Below are 15,690 nucleotides of genomic sequence, written 5' to 3'. Positions count from 1 at the left end.
AGCCGGTGGAGCCGGTGGAGCCGGTGGAGCCGGTGGAGCCGGTGGAGCCGGTGGAGCCGGTGGAGCCGGTGGAGCCGGTGGAGCCGACGGCCCCGGGCCGCCGGACCCGCAAGGCAACGGCAGCGGCGGAGACCGCGGTCGACACCGCCGAGGCCACCGAGGCGAAGCCGAAGGTACGCCGCACCCGCAAGGCCGCCGACACGGCGCCCGAGCCGGAGGCGACCACCGAGACCAAGCCGCGCCGCACCCGCAAGGCAACGGCCGCCGCCGAGACCGCGGTCGACACCGCCGAAGGCGCCGAGGCGAAGCCGAAGGTACGCCGCACCCGCAAGGCAACCGAGCCCGCCGAGATCCCGGCCCAGGCCGCCGAGGAGCCGACGGCCCCGCGCCGCCGGACCCGCAAGGCGACGGCAGCGGCGGAGACCGCGGTCGACACCGCCGAGGTCACCGAGGCGAAGCCGAAGGCCCGCCGTACCCGCAAGGCCACGGTCGCCGCAGAGCCCACGGAGAGCTGATCTCCCACCCGAACGGCCCGGTCCCACCCCGAGTGGAACCGGGCCGTTCGTATGCCCGACGTCCCAGGCCGCTACCCTCGCCCCCGTGACGACCCCCGCCCCCCTCCTTCCACCCCCCGGCGCCCGCGCCTACCCGCTCCGCACCCCCCGCGGGGACTTCGCCGTGGTCGACTCCCCCGTACCCCCCGGAGTGGACCAGCGTGGTGTCGCCCTGCTCCTCCCCGGTTTCACCGGCAGCAAGGAGGACTTCGCCCTCCTGCACGCACCGCTCGCGGCGCGCGGGTACCGGAGTGTCGCCGTCGACGGGCGGGGACAGTACGAGTCGGACGGACCGGCGGACGACGAATCCGCCTACGCACAGGGCGAGTTGGCAAGGGACGTCCTCGCGCAGGCGGAAGCCGTCGGCGCTCCCGTGCATCTGGTCGGGCACTCCCTCGGCGGCCAGATCGCCCGTGCCGCCGTCGTCCTCGACCACAGGCCTTTCCGGTCGCTGACGCTGATCGCGTCCGGCCCCGCCCAGATCTCCACTTCCCAGCAGCAGCGCGTCAAGCTGCTCCGCGACGCGCTCGCCGTGATGACGATGCCGGAGGTGTGGGACGCGATCCTGGCCATGGGACCGCCGGAGGAGGTCGGCGGACCGGCCCGCGGGATCGGCGGTCTCGATCATCTGCGCCGCCGCTGGCTCGGCAACAAGCCCGCCCAACTCGCAGCGACCGGACGCCAGTTGTGCACCGAACCGGACCGGGTCGCCGAACTCGCCGCCGTACCGCTGCCGTTCCACGTCCTGTCGGGCGAGAAGGACGACACCTGGCCGGTGCCGCTCCTCGACGAGATGGCGGTACGGCTGCACGCCCGCCGCACCGTCGTCCCCGGCGCCGAACACTCCCCCAACGCCGAACAGCCCCTCCCCACCGCCGACGCCCTCGCCGACTTCTGGGACGGCCTTCCCGCCGCAAACGGCTAGTGCCGCGACAGGCAACGTTCGCCCCGTCGCGACGCCCGGCACGCACTCTCGCCGCACCGGCCGAAAGCCCAAGTACATCCAGTACGAGGGCTTCCGGCCGACACGCCGAGAGCACGCACCGGACGCCGCTCCTTGACGGGCAAACGTCGCCTGCCGCGGCACTAGGGGGTGTTTTGAAAGTCCCGCACAGCACCCACGGCGCCCGGCACGCACCCTCGCCGCACCGGCCAAAGACCCAAGTACGTCCAGTACGAGGGCCTTCGTCCGGCACGCCGAGGGCACGCACCGAACACCGCGGGCACCGCACAGGACTTTCAAAACACCCCCTAGTACTGCGCCTGCAAGTGCCCCCAGAACCCGTCCCGCAGCGCCCGTCGCAGATCCGCCTGCCCGCGCAGCGAGTACTGCAGCAGCCCCTCCGCCTCCACCAGCAGATCCTGGTCGACGGAGCCGGGCAGATAGGGGTGGCCGGGCAGCAACTCCACCAGCGACTCCCTGCCCCGCGCCGCCAGCCACTTCGCCGCGATCTGGGCGCCCACGAAGCGGACGTCCTCACGGGTGGGCCGGGCCGCCGTCCCCTCGTAGGTGGCCGTGCGCCGGGAGACGTACGGCTTGAAGAAGTCGAGGTCGAAGGTGCGCTGGCTGTCGACCTCCCAGAGCAGCGGCTCGGCCTGGTTGCGCCCCTCCGGCGCCTCGATGCCCCACAGATGGACCCGGGCACCGTATCCCTGGGCCGCCTCCACCGCGGAGACCAGGTCCTCGTCGCCGCCGAGCAGCGCCGCGTCGCTGATGGCGCGGTGCCGGGCGAGTGACTCCAGGTCGGTGCGGATCAGGGAGTCGACGCCCTTCTGCTGGTTGTTGGCGTTGAGGTTGCCGAGCCGCACCTTCACGTCCGGCAGCTCGGCGATCGACTGCTGCTCGGCGGTGTGGATACGGCGCCGGGCGCCGTCGTACCAGTAGACGCGGAGCAGTCTGGAGTCCGCGAAGATCGTCCGGGCGCGGTCGATGAGCGCCTCGATCAGTCCCTCGGCGTCGAGATCGAAGGCGCGCCGGTCCTCGGTCCCGGCGACGAGCCGGCCCGCGGCCGCGTACAGATACCCCGCGTCGACGAAGATCGCATGGGTCGAGGGCGTCTTCGCCACCTCGGCGAGCATGCGCTGGAGCAACTCGTTGGTGCGGTCGATGCGGGCGCCGAGCGCCGCGAGGTCGTCGTTCATCGCCTCCATTGTCCCGGCGGTCACGCAGCGAACACAACCGGTCCCGGTCGGTCCACGTCCGGTCCCTTACCGGTCAGTAGTTAGACGTTCGAAAAATTTCTTTAGCGTAGGGAATGTTTGTAACACGCAGGCCGTTGCATACGTATGGCAGCCGGGACACCGATGACCCGCGCGTGCCACTTATCAAGTAGTTCTCCTCAGGAGGATGACCAGACGAAGGGAGAAGCCATGCGCTTCGAGATCATGCGACTCGACGAGGTCGACGGCACCACCGTGGACACCACCGTCGTGGACGCCGCCTCCGTCAACCGGATCGTTCAGCAGGCCGCCGCCATCGGGCAGCGACTTTGGATCCGCCCGGCCGACACCACGGCCTCGTAACACCGACGCGGGATCCTCATACGACTTCAGGGCCCCCTCCGGCAACCGTGCCGGAGGGGGCCCTGTTCGTGCCCCGCGTCGCCGCTCAGGACGACTGGATGACCTGGGTGACGCCGTTGATGATCTGCTGCACGGCGATCGCGGAGAGCATCATGCCCGCGAGCCGGGTCACCAGCACCACACCGCCGTCCTTGATCACGCGGATGATCAGCAGCGAGTACCGCATCACCAGCCACAGCACGACATGGATGGCGAGGATCGCCGTCCACACCGAGACCTGTGTGGCCACGCTGTCGGCCTTCTGCACGGCCAGGATGACGGACACGATCGCACCGGGACCGGCCAGCAGCGGCATGCCCAGCGGCACGAGGGCGACATTGACGTCCTTGGTCTGCTTCGGCTCGTCCGTCTTGCCGGTGAGCAGGTCCAGCGCGATGAGCAGGAGCAGCAGCCCGCCCGCGATCATCAGCGCGGGCACGGAGACATGCAGATAGTTCAGGATCTGGTGGCCGAGCAGCCCGAAGACTGCGATCACACCGCCGGCCACACAGACGGCCTGGAAGGCCATCCGCCTCTGCACCTTGGCCGGGCGGCCGGAGGTCAGCGCCAGGAAGATCGGGGTGATCCCAGGGGGATCCATGATGACAAAAAGGGTCAGAAAGAGAGAGCCGAAGACGGCAACGTCGAACATCAGTGAAGAGGCCTTGCGAAGAAACGAACGGGGGTGAGCGTGAGGGAGATGCCTCAGGCTCCGCCGGCCCCGGGGACCGGGAACGCCCCGGTCGCGCGCCGCGTGATCTCGCCGTAGACCTCGGGGTCGGTCGTGTACTCGCCGAGCACACAGGTCTTGCGGCTGCCGTGATAGTCGCTGGAGCCGGTCATCAGCAGGCCGAGCTCCTTGCCGAGGCCGCGCAACCGCGCCCGGGTGTCCGGGTCATGGTCCATGTGGTCGACCTCGATGCCGTCGAGTCCGGCCGCGGCGAGCTCCGCGATGGCCGACTCGGGGACCGTACGGCCCCGCTTGGCGGCCGCCGGGTGCGCGAACACGGCGACTCCGCCCGCGCCCTTGATCAGCCGGATCGCCTCGAAGGGATCCGTCTCGTGCTTCTCGACGAAGGCCCGACCGCCGTCGGCCAGCCAGTCCTGCGTGAAGGCGTCACCCACGGTCGGCACGACCCCGAGCTCGACCAGCGCGGAGGCGACATGCGGCCGCCCGACGGAACCGTCCCCGGCGATCCGCAGGACCTGCTCCCAGGTCACCGGCACACCGAGCGTGTTCAGCCTGGCGACCATGCCCTGGGCCCGCGGCACCCGATCGTCCCGCACCAGCTCCCGCTCGGCGAGCAGCGCGGGTTCCTCGGGATCGAAGAGGTAGGCCAACATGTGCATGCTGATCCCGTCGATACGACAGGACAGCTCGGCACCGGTGACGAGCGTGAGCCCCTCGGGCAGCGCGGCGATGGCCTCGGCGTGCCCCCGGGTGGTGTCGTGATCGGTCAGCGCCACCACGTCAAGACCGGCCGCGGCGGCATTGCGCACCAGGTCGGCGGGGGTGTCCGTACCGTCGGAAGCGGTGGAGTGGGTGTGCAGATCGATACGCACGCGCGGACTCCAACGGGGGCGGACGGACTGGGGACACGTCAAGGATAGCGGCTGCATCGACCTCTTGTGTCACACCCGCACAGCCCGAGCACCCCCTACACACAACCGACGCTAAGGCTCCAGCAAGCGCGGCGACAACGCCCCGCACGGGACCAGGTCCACTTCGGCCCCCGCATCCCGCAGATCCGTCAGCACCAGCTCGTCGTACATCAGCAACCCGGTCTGCTCGGGCCACACCACGGCCCACAGCCACAGCCCCCGGGCCTCCCCGGCGAACACCGCCCGGTCGTCCGGCGTCTTGGTGACATGCCACAGCGGAGTCGGCCGCCCCGCCGCCAGCACCTTGGCCTGGGCGGGCTTGTCGACGTTCATGTACGGCCCCGGGTCCGGCCCGTCGATCCCCGCGTACCGCGCCCCGAGTCCGACCCCCAGCTCCTCGGCGACCAGGATCAGCTCGCCCATGCCGCCCAGCGGCCCCGGGCCGGTGCAGGCGACCGCTGTCGCGCGCCCTCCGCTGCGATCGTCCCCCGCGCACGCGACACCCGTGAACAGCCAGCCGACCGGCAGCGGCCACGGCATCCACACCGGCACCTGGGTGCGATGCACGACGACGCTGAGTGCCTCGACGCTGGGCGGGATCACGGGCTGCAGCGGATGCACGGTGCCGTGCACATCGCACTGCCAGGAATCGGCGAAGAGTCCGGGAGCCCTGACCCGGCCACCACACTTCGGGCAACTGGGTTCGCCCCTCATAGGGCTCCACGGTCCTACCCCTTCTCCGCCACGTCAAGGACGATCACCCGTCCGGGCGGAACCGCCTCAGCGACAAAATTAGATGTGGTTTACATTAATCAGCAGCGACAGCCCAAGGCCGTGTGGGCGACGGTTCACCTCGCACTTCCTGATCACGGCCGTGGCGACGCTGGTCACCAGCTATCTCCAGCCGGATCGGCGGCCGCAGGACCCTGCTGCTCGACCTCGCCCTGGTGGTGGTCTTCGCGGGCCTCGCCGGCACTTCCACCGCCCTCGCGGTCATCGTCGGCACCCAAACCAACCCGAGCGAGTCGCGCGCTTGCTCCGGCGGCCGGGAGGGTCGCAGTTTCTCGCCCGTGGTGGGGATGAGGGCAGCTGACGGCCGACGTCTGCACGATGCTGTCCGGCGCCTTCATCAGGGTGAACAACACCGTCCACATGGAGCTGGCGCTCGGCGTCTCGGACGCCCCGCGTCCCGTGGCCAGCGCGGGCTACAACTTCGCGCGCCGGTTCGCGGCCGGGGACAGCGTCACCGTCTTTGCCAACTGACCGGGCCCGGTGGCCGGTTGGTGAGCTTGCTCACGTCAGCGAGACGGACGTGCGGGACGGATCCCTGAGGTCCGTCCCGTTCGTCAGCCAGCGCTCCTGGAGGGCCCCGGCGCCGTGCACGCGCTTCCAGGCGGCCTCGTTCGGGGTCATGGGGAGCAACGGCAGGAAGTGGACGGGGGCCATGGGCTCGTCCAGTTCCAGGTCCTCGACCAGACCGCCGGGCTCGGCGACCAGGACCGAGCTGAACGGTGCGCCGGGCCACAGCGGTTCACCGACGTCCAGCGAGGCGCCGGGGGCCACGACCACTCCCTCGACCTGCGGGGACGCGGCCAGCACGGCGAGCGCGCGGAGCACCTTGTCGGTGTCGGCGAGGCCCGCACGGACGGAGAGGACCAGCTCCGCGCGGGGACCCTTGATGGGGTCGGCGACCATGGCGGTGGGGTCGGTCATGGGGTGCGCGGACATGCCGAGGGTGGCGTAGCGGACGATGTCGTCCTCGTGGAAACGCAGCACCTCGATGCGGTCCGTACCGAGGAAGGTGACCGCGGCGCGGGCGTCCGGTTCGCCCAGCGCGGAGCGCAACCGGGCTTCGACCAGAGGAAGAACATCAGCCATGCCGCGAGCATAGAACTCGTCAGTACCGGGCAAAGCAGCGCCTTGACACTTCAGTCGGCTGATACTCTTGCCCGGTGGTTCGGGGCAGCACGCAGAAGCGTCGCAGTCAAGCCCCGACGCCGACGACACTCCCTTACGAGGGACCGGCCGGAGGAGGTGGGGCTGCAATGGATCGAAGTCGACCGTGCAGTAGCACCCGCTCTTCCTTCCGCTGACGTAGCTGCTCTGCTTTCCAGCCGGCTGCCACCTCTCGCCTGCCTTTCACCGCGGAAGAGCCTTCGTTTCGTTTTGCCTGATCTGCCAGTCAGCAGCAGTAGCTGAACCAGCAGCGAAGTACGCCACCGCGACGGTGCGGTGCTCCCCGCTTTGTGGACGTGCCAAACATCCGCAGTCAGGACGTCCCCATTCCGGGTAGTTCCACCCGTTGTAGCGGCCTTTCGTTGCCTGCTCGCGAAGGAGCCTGCCATGTCGATGATCCGTGACCTGCGTGCCGCGGTCCGCCCGTCCCGTCCCTCGCTCAGCAAGAGCATGCGCATGGACAGCGGTGCGTACGACACCACCCGTGACCCCGCGACGCCCTCCGCCGTCGTCGACTGCGCCGTCTACCGCGACGGCGCGCGCGTCGAGAGCGGAGAGCAGCTGAGCCCGCACGAGGCGATGCGCCGGGTGCGGCGCGACGGAGGGTTCGTGTGGATCGGTCTTCACGAGCCGACCGAGGCCGAATTCGCCGGTATCGCCGCCGAGTTCGGGCTGCACCCGCTGGCCGTGGAGGACGCCGTCCAGGCCCACCAGCGACCCAAGCTGGAGCGCTACGACGACTCCCTGTTCACCGTGTTCAAGACGGTCCACTACGTCGAGCACGACGAACTCACCGCCACCAGCGAGGTGGTGGAGACCGGCGAGGTCATGTGCTTCACCGGACGGGACTTCTTCATCACCGTCCGGCACGGCGGGCAGGGCTCGCTGCGGGCGCTCCGGCACCGGCTCCAGGACGACCCGGAGCTGCTCGCCAAGGGCCCCTCCGCGGTGCTGCACGCCATCGCCGACCACGTCGTCGACGGGTACATCGCCGTGGCCGACGCGCTCCAGGACGACATCGACGACGTGGAGACGGATGTCTTCTCGCCGGGCCGCAAGGGCACGCCGCGCGGCACGGACGCCGGCCGGATCTACCAACTCAAGCGCGAGATCCTGGAGTTCAAGCGGGCGGTGTCGCCGCTGCTGCGGCCGATGCAGCTGCTGAGCGAGCGGCCCATGCGGCTGATCGACCCGGACATCCAGAAGTACTTCCGGGATGTCGCCGACCACCTCGCCCGGGTCCAGGAGCAGGTCGTCGGCTTCGACGAGCTCCTCAACTCCATCCTCCAGGCCAACCTCGCGCAGGCGTCCGTGGCCCAGAACGAGGACATGCGGAAGATCACCTCGTGGGCCGCCATCATCGCCGTACCGACGATGGTCTGTGGTGTGTACGGCATGAACTTCGACTACATGCCCGAGCTGCGCTGGAAGTTCGGTTACCCGCTGGTGCTCGGCATCACGGTGATGATCTGCTTCGGCATCCACCGCACGCTCAAGCGCAACGGCTGGCTCTAGGGACCGTCCGGCGGGGCTGACTAGGCTGGGCTCATGACAAGTGAGCTGCTCGATCAGGCCCTCGTCGAGGAGGCCACGAAGAAGTCCGGGCTGATCTGGGTCAAGGGGCCCGGTGTCCCGGCCCGGGCGCTGTGGCATGTGTGGCACGAGGGCGCGGCCTGTGTCGTCGGCGACGGGCCCGGCGAGCAGCCGCTGCCCGGGCTCGCCGACGGGGGCGAGGCCGAGGTCACGGTCCGCAGCAAGGACAAGGGGGGCCGGCTGGTCTCCTGGACCGCGAAGGTCGTGGAGCTGACCTCCGGGTCCGAGCAGTGGGAGGCGACGGTCGCCGAGCTCAAGGGCAAGCGGCTGAACGCCCCGGACGGCGAGGCGATGCCGGAGCGCTGGGGGCGGGAGTGCCGGGTGCTGCGGCTGGTACCGACGGGGACGACCGCGCCGCTGCCGGACGGCGACCTGTCCTCGGCGCCGCTGCCGTCGCCGGCGACCACCCGTCAGCCGATCCCCGCGGGGCTGCCGAAGCTCCTCATGAAGCGGCGCAAGCGCAAGTAGATCGCCTAGGAGACCACTGAGAATCTTGAAAACCGCCCGACTTGCACCGGATTGCCCCGATCGACTTTTGCGGGTGAACTGGGCGATCGGGGCGGCCCAAGCAAGATCTTCAGGACACTTCTAGGACGTCGGCAGCTGCTTGCCGTAGTCCACCGTCTCGTCCTTCTTCGGCTCCTCCAGGGCGAAGTTCTCGCCCCAGGAGGAGAAGGTCAGGGTGCCCGCGCCGCCGCCGCGGACCAGACGCAGGGGGTACGGCGTACCCTCCAGGGAGACGTCCAGCGTGCCGCCGGAGCCGCCGTCGCCGGTGATACGGACCGTGCGGGTGCCGGACTGCTCGTAGCGGCCGTCGGTCTCGACCTTGCCGTGCAGGGTCAGCAGGCCGTCCAGCAGCACGTCCATGTCCGTGAAGCCGCTGAACTTCTTGTACGAGGGATCGCCCTGCGGCACCTTGACGTACTTGCCCTTGAGCTTGGCGGCCGCGGCGGCGTCCGCGTCGCCGTCGCCGTCGCTCCAGAAGTCGGCGTCCGCCATCAGAAACAGCTGCTCGTCGACCCGGAGCAGCCGGAAGGTCGCCCCTTCGGCGGTGACCGAGCCGATGCCGCCCTCGGCCTTCAGCCGCATGTCGAGTTTGTATGTGCGCCCGCTGGTGACCACGTTCCCGGAGAGGCGTACCGCGTCGGCGGACTCGGCGGCGTTGACGGTCTTGCGCTGGATCTGGTCGGCGGGCAGCTTGCCGACCCCGTTCGTCCCCGCGTCGGGGTCCTCGCTGCTGCATCCCGTCAGCCCTGTCACGACCAGGGCACACAGCGCGCTCAGCAGCGCGGCCCGGCGGGTGCGGCCCTGGGGAATCGCAGTCACAGGTGGGGCTGCCTTTCTGACGGGGTCCTGATCGGCGTACGGCAGCGTACCGGGGTCGTGGGCGCCGGACGGAGCCGGTCCGTCCGGACCGCTCACCAGGGCGTATCCGAACGGGACGGGCTAGCCTGAAGCGCATCCGAGCGGGCAAATCGGGCAGTCCCTGAGGGAGGAGGTGCGGTCATGGCAGGGGGCACCCCCCGGGTTTTCGTGTCGCACCTCGCCGCCATCGCGGTCTTCGACCCGAACGGCGACCAGGTGGGCCGGGTCCGCGACCTGGTCGTCATGCTGCGCGTCGGCCGGCGGCCGCCACGGCTGCTCGGTCTGGTCGTCGAACTGTCCACCCGGCGCCGTATCTTCCTGCCCATGACCCGGGTGACCAGCATCGAGTCCGGTCAGGTCATCACCACCGGCGTCCTCAACGTGCGCCGCTTCGAGCAGCGGCCGACCGAACGGCTGGTCTTCGGTGAGCTGCTGGACCGCACGGTCACGCTCGTCGAGACCGGCGAGCAGGTCACGGTGCTGGATCTGTCGGTGCAGCAGTTGCCGGCCCGGCGGGACTGGGAGATCGACCGGGTGTTCGTGCGCAAGGGCGGCAAGAGCGGGCCGCTCAGGCGGGCCAAGGGCGAGTCGCTGACCGTCGAGTGGTCCGCCGTCACCGGATTCACCCTGGAGGAGAAGGGCCAGGGCGCCGAGAGCCTGCTCGCCACCTTCGAGCAGCTGCGCCCCGCCGATCTCGCCAACGTACTGCACCACCTCTCCCCCAAACGGCGCGCCGAGGTCGCCGCCGCCCTCGACGACGACCGGCTGGCCGACGTACTCGAAGAGCTGCCGGAGGACGACCAGATCGAGATCCTCGGCAAGCTGAAGGAGGAACGGGCCGCCGACGTCCTGGAGGCCATGGACCCGGACGACGCGGCCGACCTGCTCTCCGAGCTGCCGGAGGAGGACAAGGAGCGGCTGCTGAGCCTGATGCAGCCCTCCGACGCGGCCGACATGCGGCGGCTGATGGCGTACGAGGAGCACACCGCCGGCGGTCTGATGACGACCGAGCCGATCGTGCTGCGGCCCGACGCCACCGTCGCCGACGCCCTGGCCCGGGTCCGCAACGCCGACCTCTCCCCCGCGCTCGCCGCCCAGGTCTACGTCTGCCGCCCGCCCGACGAGACCCCGACGGGCAAGTACCTCGGCACCGTCCACTTTCAGCGGCTGCTGCGCGATCCGCCGTACACGCTCGTCAGCTCGCTGCTCGACGACGATCTGCAACCGCTGGACCCGGACGCCGCGCTGCCCGTCGTCGCCGGGTTCTTCGCCACGTACGACATGGTCGCGGCGCCCGTCGTCGACGAGTCCGGGTCGCTGCTGGGCGCGATCACCGTGGACGACGTCCTGGACCACATGCTGCCCGAGGACTGGCGGGAGACCGAGTTCCACCTCGACGAGGACGAGAACGAGGCCGAGGGGGCGGCGACGCATGGCCCCTGAGCGCGAGAGCGGCCGTGAGCGCTCGCTGTCCGGGGCGACCGCGACCACCCGCCCGCGGGCCCGTCTGGACCAGCCGCGGGCGCCGCGCCGCCGGATCCTGCCCGAATGGGACCCGGATGCCTTCGGGCGGTTCTCCGAGCGCATCGCCCGCTTCATCGGCACCGGGCGGTTCCTCGTCTGGATGACGGTCGTCATCATCATGTGGGTGCTGTGGAACATCTTCGCGCCCAGCGACCTGAAGTTCGACGAGTACCCGTTCATCTTCCTGACCCTGATGCTCTCGCTCCAGGCCTCCTACGCGGCCCCGCTGATCCTGCTCGCGCAGAACCGGCAGGACGACCGCGACCGGGTCAACCTCGAACAGGACCGCAAGCAGAACGAGCGGTCGATCGCGGACACCGAGTACCTCACCCGGGAGATCGCCGCCCTGCGCATCGGCCTCGGTGAGGTGGCCACCCGCGACTGGATCCGCTCCGAGCTCCAGGACGTGCTGAAGGAGCTGGACGGCCATCGCGGGGACGGCTCGGTCGTATTCCCGGCAGAACGGTCGCACGGACGTGACGCAGACGACCGCTGAGGGGCATCCCGAAGGCCCCCGTGGGCGCCGTACCATCGTCCTATGGCTAGCGAAGACGCGGTGCGCGAAGCACTGTCGACGGTGAACGACCCCGAGATCAACCGCCCCATCACCGAACTCGGGATGGTCAAGTCGGTGGAGATCGGCGCGGACGGCGCGGTCGCGGTCACCGTGTACCTGACGGTTTCCGGCTGCCCCATGCGGGACACGATCACGCAGCGCGTCACGGAGGCGGTCTCCCGGGTCGAGGGGGTCACCCGGGTCGACGTCACGCTCGACGTCATGAGCGACGAGCAGCGCAAGGAGCTGGCGACCGCGCTGCGCGGCGGCCAGACCGAGCGCGAGGTCCCCTTCGCCAAGCCGGGCTCGCTGACCCGTGTGTACGCGGTCGCCTCCGGCAAGGGCGGCGTCGGCAAGTCGTCGGTCACGGTGAACCTGGCGGCGGCGATGGCGGCGGACGGCCTCAAGGTCGGTGTCGTCGACGCCGACATCTACGGCCACTCCGTGCCCCGCATGCTGGGCGCGGACGGCCGTCCGACCCAGGTCGAGAACATGATCATGCCGCCGTCCGCGAACGGCGTGAAGGTGATCTCCATCGGCATGTTCACGCCGGGCAACGCGCCGGTCGTGTGGCGCGGCCCGATGCTGCACCGGGCGCTTCAGCAGTTCCTGGCGGATGTGTACTGGGGCGACCTGGACGTCCTGCTCCTGGACCTGCCGCCGGGCACCGGTGACATCGCGATCTCGGTGGCCCAGCTGGTTCCCAACGCCGAGATCCTGGTCGTCACGACGCCCCAGCAGGCCGCCGCCGAGGTGGCCGAGCGGGCGGGCTCCATCGCCGTCCAGACCCACCAGAAGATCGTCGGCGTGGTGGAGAACATGTCCGGGCTGCCCTGCCCGCACTGCGACGAGATGGTCGACGTCTTCGGCACCGGCGGCGGCCAGACGGTCGCCGAGGGCCTGACCCGCACGACCGGCGCCACCGTGCCGGTCCTCGGCTCCATCCCGATCGACGTGCGCCTGCGCGAGGGCGGCGACGAGGGCAAGCCGGTGGTCCTGACGGACCCGGACAGCCCGGCGGGCAGTGCGCTGCGCGCGATCGCGGGGAAGCTCGGCGGGCGCCAGCGCGGCCTTTCGGGACTGTCCCTGGGGATCACGCCCAAGAACAAGTTCTGACGGGCCTGCAGAGAAGGGGCGCCGCATTGCGACGGCGCCCCTTTGTCATGCGTACTCGCTGATGTCCTTGATCATGGCGAAGCCGAGACCATAGGCACTCATACCTCTGCCGTACGCCCCCACATGCACGCCCTCCTGCGTGGACCCCGCGAGCACCCAGCCGAACTCGGACTCGCGGTAGTGGAAGGGCGTAGGAACCCCGTCGACGGGCAGGGAGAGGGTCGACCACTCGGACCCCTCCAGATCATCGGCGAGCGCCCACGCGGTCTCGGTCTGCTGCTCCAGCCAGTCGTCCCGCAGCGAGTGATCCATCTGCCCGGGCCACGTGAACGACAGCAGCCCCACCCCGGCCAGCCAGGCCGCCGAGGAAACCGACGTGGCCTCAAGCAGCCCCGTCCCGTCCGCACTCCGACGGGAGGGATTCGCCGCGACGGTCACCACGACCGCGAACTTCTCCCGGTCCTCCGTCGCCTCATTGCGAACCGAGGGCTCGTCGCCGTGTCCGATCGACCCGTGCTCGACGGCCCCGTCGGCCGCCGTTCCCACCTGCATCAGCCAGCGCGGCCCCGTGAACGCCTCGTCGAGGCCGTACCACGGGAAAGGCGCCAGCAGGTAGCCGTCGACCGTACGCCGGGCGGAGGGGACCTGTTGTCCGCCCTCCGCGGCCGGCGCCTGCGCGACTGCCCGACTCGTCGTCTCCATGTGCCCGGACGCCTCCTCGCTCTCGGCGGACCGGGGCGGCCCGCCCCCCTTCGGGCGGCCTCGCTTTTTGGCGTGCGGTCCGCACAACAACTCGGCAGCATAGCCACACTGCTGTGAGCAGCCGGGAAACCGCCCGGCGCGCGAGGCGTCCGGACGGCGTGTTCAGGCCGCGCGGGCCCCTCGGGGAAGTATGAAACGCATCACGTACGCGCGCGTACGGCTCAGGTGGCGTCCGCGTCGTAGGGCGGGCGCTCGTCGGGCTTCTTCGTCATGTCGACGCGGTCGCCGGACGCGGAGGACGACGAGGAGGACTCCGACTCGCGGCTGTGGACCGCGTCCGTGACCTCGGCCATCTCCTTCTTCAGGTCGAAGCCGTTGCGGATCTCTTTGAGCCCCAGTTCGTCGTTGTCCAGCTGCTTGCGGATGAACGTCTTGGGGTTGAGGTCCTCGAACTCGAAGTCCTTGAACTCCGGGCCGAGTTCCTGCCGGATGTCCTGCTTGGCGCTCTCCGAGAACTCACGGATCTTACGGACCGTCCGCATGACGTCCTGGATGACCTTGGGGAGCTTGTCCGGACCGAAGACGAGCACGGCAAGGACGATGAGCGTCACCAGCTCTAGCGGTCCTATGTCATTGAACACCTGAAGCTCCTTGCGATCCGGGCCGGGTCCACGGTACCTGCCGATCCCGTACGACCGGTACTGTCCCGTCGGCTCCGAGTGTGCGTGGATGGAGGGTTTCCGCGTTGTTTGCCTTGTGGGAGGCGGCGCCCGCCCCTGCCTGTGAGGTTTCTGTCAATCGCCGTTCGAGGAGCCGAGCACCAGGGAGATGGTGATCTCCTCGCCGTCGCGCTGCAGGGTGAGTTCGAGGCGGTCGCCGGGGCGGCGGGCGCGGGCCTTGACGATCAGTTCCTCGCCGGAGTGCACGCGCTGGCCGTCGACCTCGGTGATGACGTCACCCGGCTCGATACCGGCCTTGTCGCCGGGGCCACCCGCGGTGACCGCCGAGCCGCCGTCGCTGCCCTTGGTGCCGACGCGCGCGCCGTCGCCCGAGTAGTCCATGTCGAGGGTGACGCCGATGACCGGGTGGGTGGCCCGGCCGGTGTTGATCAGTTCCTCGGCCACGCGCTTGCCCTGGTTGATCGGGATGGCGAACCCGAGCCCTATCGACCCGGCCTGGCCGCCGTCCAGGTCGGAGCCGCTGTCGGCGGAGCGGATGGCGGAGTTGATGCCGATCACCCGGGCCTTGGCGTCGAGCAGCGGCCCGCCGGAGTTGCCGGGGTTGATGGGGGCGTCGGTCTGCAGGGCGTCGACGTAGGACACATCGCTGGCGTCACCGCTCTCGCCGCCGGCCGTGATGGGCCGCTCCTTGGCGCTGATGATGCCGGAGGTGACGGTGCCCGCCAGGTCGAAGGGGGCGCCGATGGCGACGACGGGGTCACCGACCTGGACGTTGTCGGAGTTGCCGAGGGGCATCGGGGTCAGCCCGCTGACGCCGGTCACCTTCACCACGGCGAGGTCGTATCCGCTGTCCCGTCCGACGAGGGTGGCCTTGGCGGTCTCGCCGCTGGAGAAGGTCACGGAGATCTCGCCGTCGGATCCGGCGGGCTGTACGACATGGTTGTTGGTGAGGATGTTCCCCCGGTCGTCGAGCACGAACCCGGTGCCGGTGCCCTGCTCCTCGGCACCGGACACATGCAGGGTCACCACACTGGGCAGCGCCCGGGCGGCGATCCCGGCCACGCTGTCCGGAGCGCGCCCGGTGGGCTCGGCACCGGCCTGCGGCAGCTCCACCTCCCCCACACCTCCGTTCCGCTCCAGATACGCCCCTACGGCCCCTCCGACGCCCCCGGAGACGAGGGCGAGCAGCAGCGCACCGGTGAGCAGCAGCCGTTTGGTCCGCTTACGCCGCTGGTCCTTGGTGGGGACGGCGGCGCCGTTCTGCTGCAGGGGGCCGGTGAGGGGGCCCGGGGCCCAGGGGTCGTAGTTCTGCCAAGGGGAGGGAGCGGCGCTCTGCAGGGGGGCCGGGGGTGGGAGCGGGGTGCCGTGGGCCATGGTGGGTGCGGGGGCGGCGGGCGGGGTGGCGTGCGCGGGGGCGGACGCCGATGCCGGTACGGCTGTGCCGTGCGCGGGGGCGGACGCCGATGCCGGTACGGCTGTG

The 15,690-nt window shown here is 70.3% G+C and carries 16 protein-coding genes and 2 pseudogenes; 9 read left to right on the top strand and 9 right to left on the bottom strand.

Annotated elements, in window-relative coordinates; all coding sequences use genetic code 11:
• Positions 1 to 515, top strand: a pseudogene (locus RMT89_RS38265) (DEAD/DEAH box helicase); the annotation flags it as partial.
• An 85-nt stretch (positions 516 to 600) separates the two neighbouring features.
• Positions 601 to 1,479, top strand: a complete 879-nt coding sequence (locus tag RMT89_RS38260) for an alpha/beta hydrolase (RefSeq protein WP_315888378.1) — start codon at positions 601 to 603, stop codon at positions 1,477 to 1,479.
• A 326-nt stretch (positions 1,480 to 1,805) separates the two neighbouring features.
• Here the strand turns inward: RMT89_RS38260 and RMT89_RS38255 are convergent, their stop codons facing one another.
• Positions 1,806 to 2,696, bottom strand: a complete 891-nt coding sequence (locus RMT89_RS38255) for an NYN domain-containing protein (protein WP_315888377.1) — start codon at positions 2,694 to 2,696, stop codon at positions 1,806 to 1,808.
• Between the two features lie 228 nt (positions 2,697 to 2,924).
• On the opposite strand from RMT89_RS38255, the gene RMT89_RS38250 reads away from it, so the two are divergent.
• Positions 2,925 to 3,077, top strand: a complete 153-nt coding sequence (locus RMT89_RS38250; RefSeq protein WP_018544351.1) for a hypothetical protein — start codon at positions 2,925 to 2,927, stop codon at positions 3,075 to 3,077.
• 85 nt (positions 3,078 to 3,162) lie between these two features.
• On the opposite strand, the gene RMT89_RS38245 is transcribed toward RMT89_RS38250, so the two are convergent.
• The 3 genes from RMT89_RS38245 to RMT89_RS38235 all read right to left on the bottom strand — a co-directional run bounded on the left by RMT89_RS38245 (position 3,163) and on the right by RMT89_RS38235 (position 5,432).
• Positions 3,163 to 3,768 (bottom strand): MarC family protein, encoded by a 606-nt coding sequence (locus RMT89_RS38245; protein WP_315888376.1) that lies wholly within the window; start codon positions 3,766 to 3,768, stop codon positions 3,163 to 3,165.
• A 53-nt stretch (positions 3,769 to 3,821) separates the two neighbouring features.
• Positions 3,822 to 4,679 (bottom strand): PHP domain-containing protein, encoded by an 858-nt coding sequence (locus RMT89_RS38240; protein WP_315888375.1) that lies wholly within the window; start codon positions 4,677 to 4,679, stop codon positions 3,822 to 3,824.
• A 111-nt stretch (positions 4,680 to 4,790) separates the two neighbouring features.
• Positions 4,791 to 5,432 (bottom strand): DUF6758 family protein, encoded by a 642-nt coding sequence (locus RMT89_RS38235; RefSeq protein ID WP_315888374.1) that lies wholly within the window; start codon positions 5,430 to 5,432, stop codon positions 4,791 to 4,793.
• Between the two features lie 378 nt (positions 5,433 to 5,810).
• Here RMT89_RS38235 and RMT89_RS46185 point away from each other — a divergent pair.
• A pseudogene (locus tag RMT89_RS46185) lies at positions 5,811 to 5,951 on the top strand (MFS transporter); the annotation flags it as partial.
• Positions 5,952 to 6,011: 60 nt separating this feature from the next.
• Here the strand turns inward: RMT89_RS46185 and RMT89_RS38225 are convergent.
• Positions 6,012 to 6,596, bottom strand: a complete 585-nt coding sequence (locus RMT89_RS38225; protein WP_315888373.1) for a suppressor of fused domain protein — start codon at positions 6,594 to 6,596, stop codon at positions 6,012 to 6,014.
• 465 nt (positions 6,597 to 7,061) lie between these two features.
• Between RMT89_RS38225 and RMT89_RS38220 the strand changes: the two genes are divergently transcribed.
• Complete coding sequence (locus RMT89_RS38220; RefSeq protein ID WP_315888372.1) at positions 7,062 to 8,189, top strand: magnesium and cobalt transport protein CorA; 1,128 nt, start codon at positions 7,062 to 7,064, stop codon at positions 8,187 to 8,189.
• Between the two features lie 33 nt (positions 8,190 to 8,222).
• Positions 8,223 to 8,735 carry a hypothetical protein gene (locus RMT89_RS38215; protein ID WP_315888371.1) on the top strand — a complete coding sequence of 171 codons (513 nt, stop codon included), beginning with the start codon at positions 8,223 to 8,225 and terminating at the stop codon, positions 8,733 to 8,735.
• A gap of 120 nt (positions 8,736 to 8,855) precedes the next feature.
• Here RMT89_RS38215 and RMT89_RS38210 read toward each other — a convergent pair whose 3' ends face one another.
• Positions 8,856 to 9,593, bottom strand: a complete 738-nt coding sequence (locus RMT89_RS38210) for a hypothetical protein (RefSeq protein WP_315888370.1) — start codon at positions 9,591 to 9,593, stop codon at positions 8,856 to 8,858.
• Positions 9,594 to 9,773: 180 nt separating this feature from the next.
• Here RMT89_RS38210 and RMT89_RS38205 point away from each other — a divergent pair, with 180 nt between their 5' ends.
• From RMT89_RS38205 to RMT89_RS38195, 3 genes are read left to right on the top strand one after another with little or no spacing between them, the layout of a single operon-like run.
• Complete coding sequence (locus RMT89_RS38205) at positions 9,774 to 11,075, top strand: magnesium transporter MgtE N-terminal domain-containing protein (RefSeq protein WP_315888369.1); 1,302 nt, start codon at positions 9,774 to 9,776, stop codon at positions 11,073 to 11,075.
• On the top strand, positions 11,065 to 11,652 hold the full coding sequence (locus tag RMT89_RS38200) for a DUF1003 domain-containing protein (RefSeq protein WP_315888368.1): 588 nt from the start codon (positions 11,065 to 11,067) through the stop codon (positions 11,650 to 11,652). The genes RMT89_RS38205 and RMT89_RS38200 overlap by 11 nt, the downstream gene beginning before the upstream one ends.
• A gap of 42 nt (positions 11,653 to 11,694) precedes the next feature.
• Complete coding sequence (locus tag RMT89_RS38195) at positions 11,695 to 12,828, top strand: Mrp/NBP35 family ATP-binding protein (protein ID WP_315888367.1); 1,134 nt, start codon at positions 11,695 to 11,697, stop codon at positions 12,826 to 12,828.
• A gap of 45 nt (positions 12,829 to 12,873) precedes the next feature.
• Here the strand turns inward: RMT89_RS38195 and RMT89_RS38190 are convergent, their stop codons facing one another.
• From RMT89_RS38190 to RMT89_RS38180, 3 genes are all read right to left on the bottom strand, one after another.
• Positions 12,874 to 13,530, bottom strand: a complete 657-nt coding sequence (locus RMT89_RS38190; protein ID WP_315888366.1) for a hypothetical protein — start codon at positions 13,528 to 13,530, stop codon at positions 12,874 to 12,876.
• A gap of 221 nt (positions 13,531 to 13,751) precedes the next feature.
• Positions 13,752 to 14,171 carry a sec-independent translocase gene (locus tag RMT89_RS38185; RefSeq protein ID WP_315888365.1) on the bottom strand — a complete coding sequence of 140 codons (420 nt, stop codon included), beginning with the start codon at positions 14,169 to 14,171 and terminating at the stop codon, positions 13,752 to 13,754.
• A gap of 153 nt (positions 14,172 to 14,324) precedes the next feature.
• Positions 14,325 to 15,690 (bottom strand): trypsin-like peptidase domain-containing protein (locus RMT89_RS38180; RefSeq protein ID WP_315888364.1); only part of this gene is annotated, 1,366 nt, incomplete at its 5' end.

Origin of the sequence: Streptomyces sp. P17 (genome assembly GCF_032436805.1) — a bacterium.
Classification (GTDB): Bacteria; Actinomycetota; Actinomycetes; order Streptomycetales; family Streptomycetaceae; genus Streptomyces.
Note: the sequence above shows the minus strand (reverse complement) of the source record. Positions and strands in the feature narration are given on the sequence as shown.

Excerpts from the sequence above, each read along its gene's own strand:
- RMT89_RS38255 (WP_315888377.1), bottom strand. The coding sequence starts at position 2,696 with ATGAACGACGACCTCGCGGCGCTCGGCGCCCGCATCGACCGCACCAAC.
- RMT89_RS38250 (WP_018544351.1), top strand. The coding sequence starts at position 2,925 with ATGCGCTTCGAGATCATGCGACTCGACGAGGTCGACGGCACCACCGTG.
- RMT89_RS38245 (WP_315888376.1), bottom strand. The coding sequence starts at position 3,768 with ATGTTCGACGTTGCCGTCTTCGGCTCTCTCTTTCTGACCCTTTTTGTC.
- RMT89_RS38235 (WP_315888374.1), bottom strand. The coding sequence starts at position 5,432 with ATGAGGGGCGAACCCAGTTGCCCGAAGTGTGGTGGCCGGGTCAGGGCT.
- RMT89_RS38225 (WP_315888373.1), bottom strand. The coding sequence starts at position 6,596 with ATGGCTGATGTTCTTCCTCTGGTCGAAGCCCGGTTGCGCTCCGCGCTG.
- RMT89_RS38220 (WP_315888372.1), top strand. The coding sequence starts at position 7,062 with ATGTCGATGATCCGTGACCTGCGTGCCGCGGTCCGCCCGTCCCGTCCC.
- RMT89_RS38215 (WP_315888371.1), top strand. The coding sequence starts at position 8,223 with ATGACAAGTGAGCTGCTCGATCAGGCCCTCGTCGAGGAGGCCACGAAG.
- RMT89_RS38205 (WP_315888369.1), top strand. The coding sequence starts at position 9,774 with ATGGCAGGGGGCACCCCCCGGGTTTTCGTGTCGCACCTCGCCGCCATC.
- RMT89_RS38200 (WP_315888368.1), top strand. The coding sequence starts at position 11,065 with ATGGCCCCTGAGCGCGAGAGCGGCCGTGAGCGCTCGCTGTCCGGGGCG.
- RMT89_RS38195 (WP_315888367.1), top strand. The coding sequence starts at position 11,695 with ATGGCTAGCGAAGACGCGGTGCGCGAAGCACTGTCGACGGTGAACGAC.
- RMT89_RS38190 (WP_315888366.1), bottom strand. The coding sequence starts at position 13,530 with ATGGAGACGACGAGTCGGGCAGTCGCGCAGGCGCCGGCCGCGGAGGGC.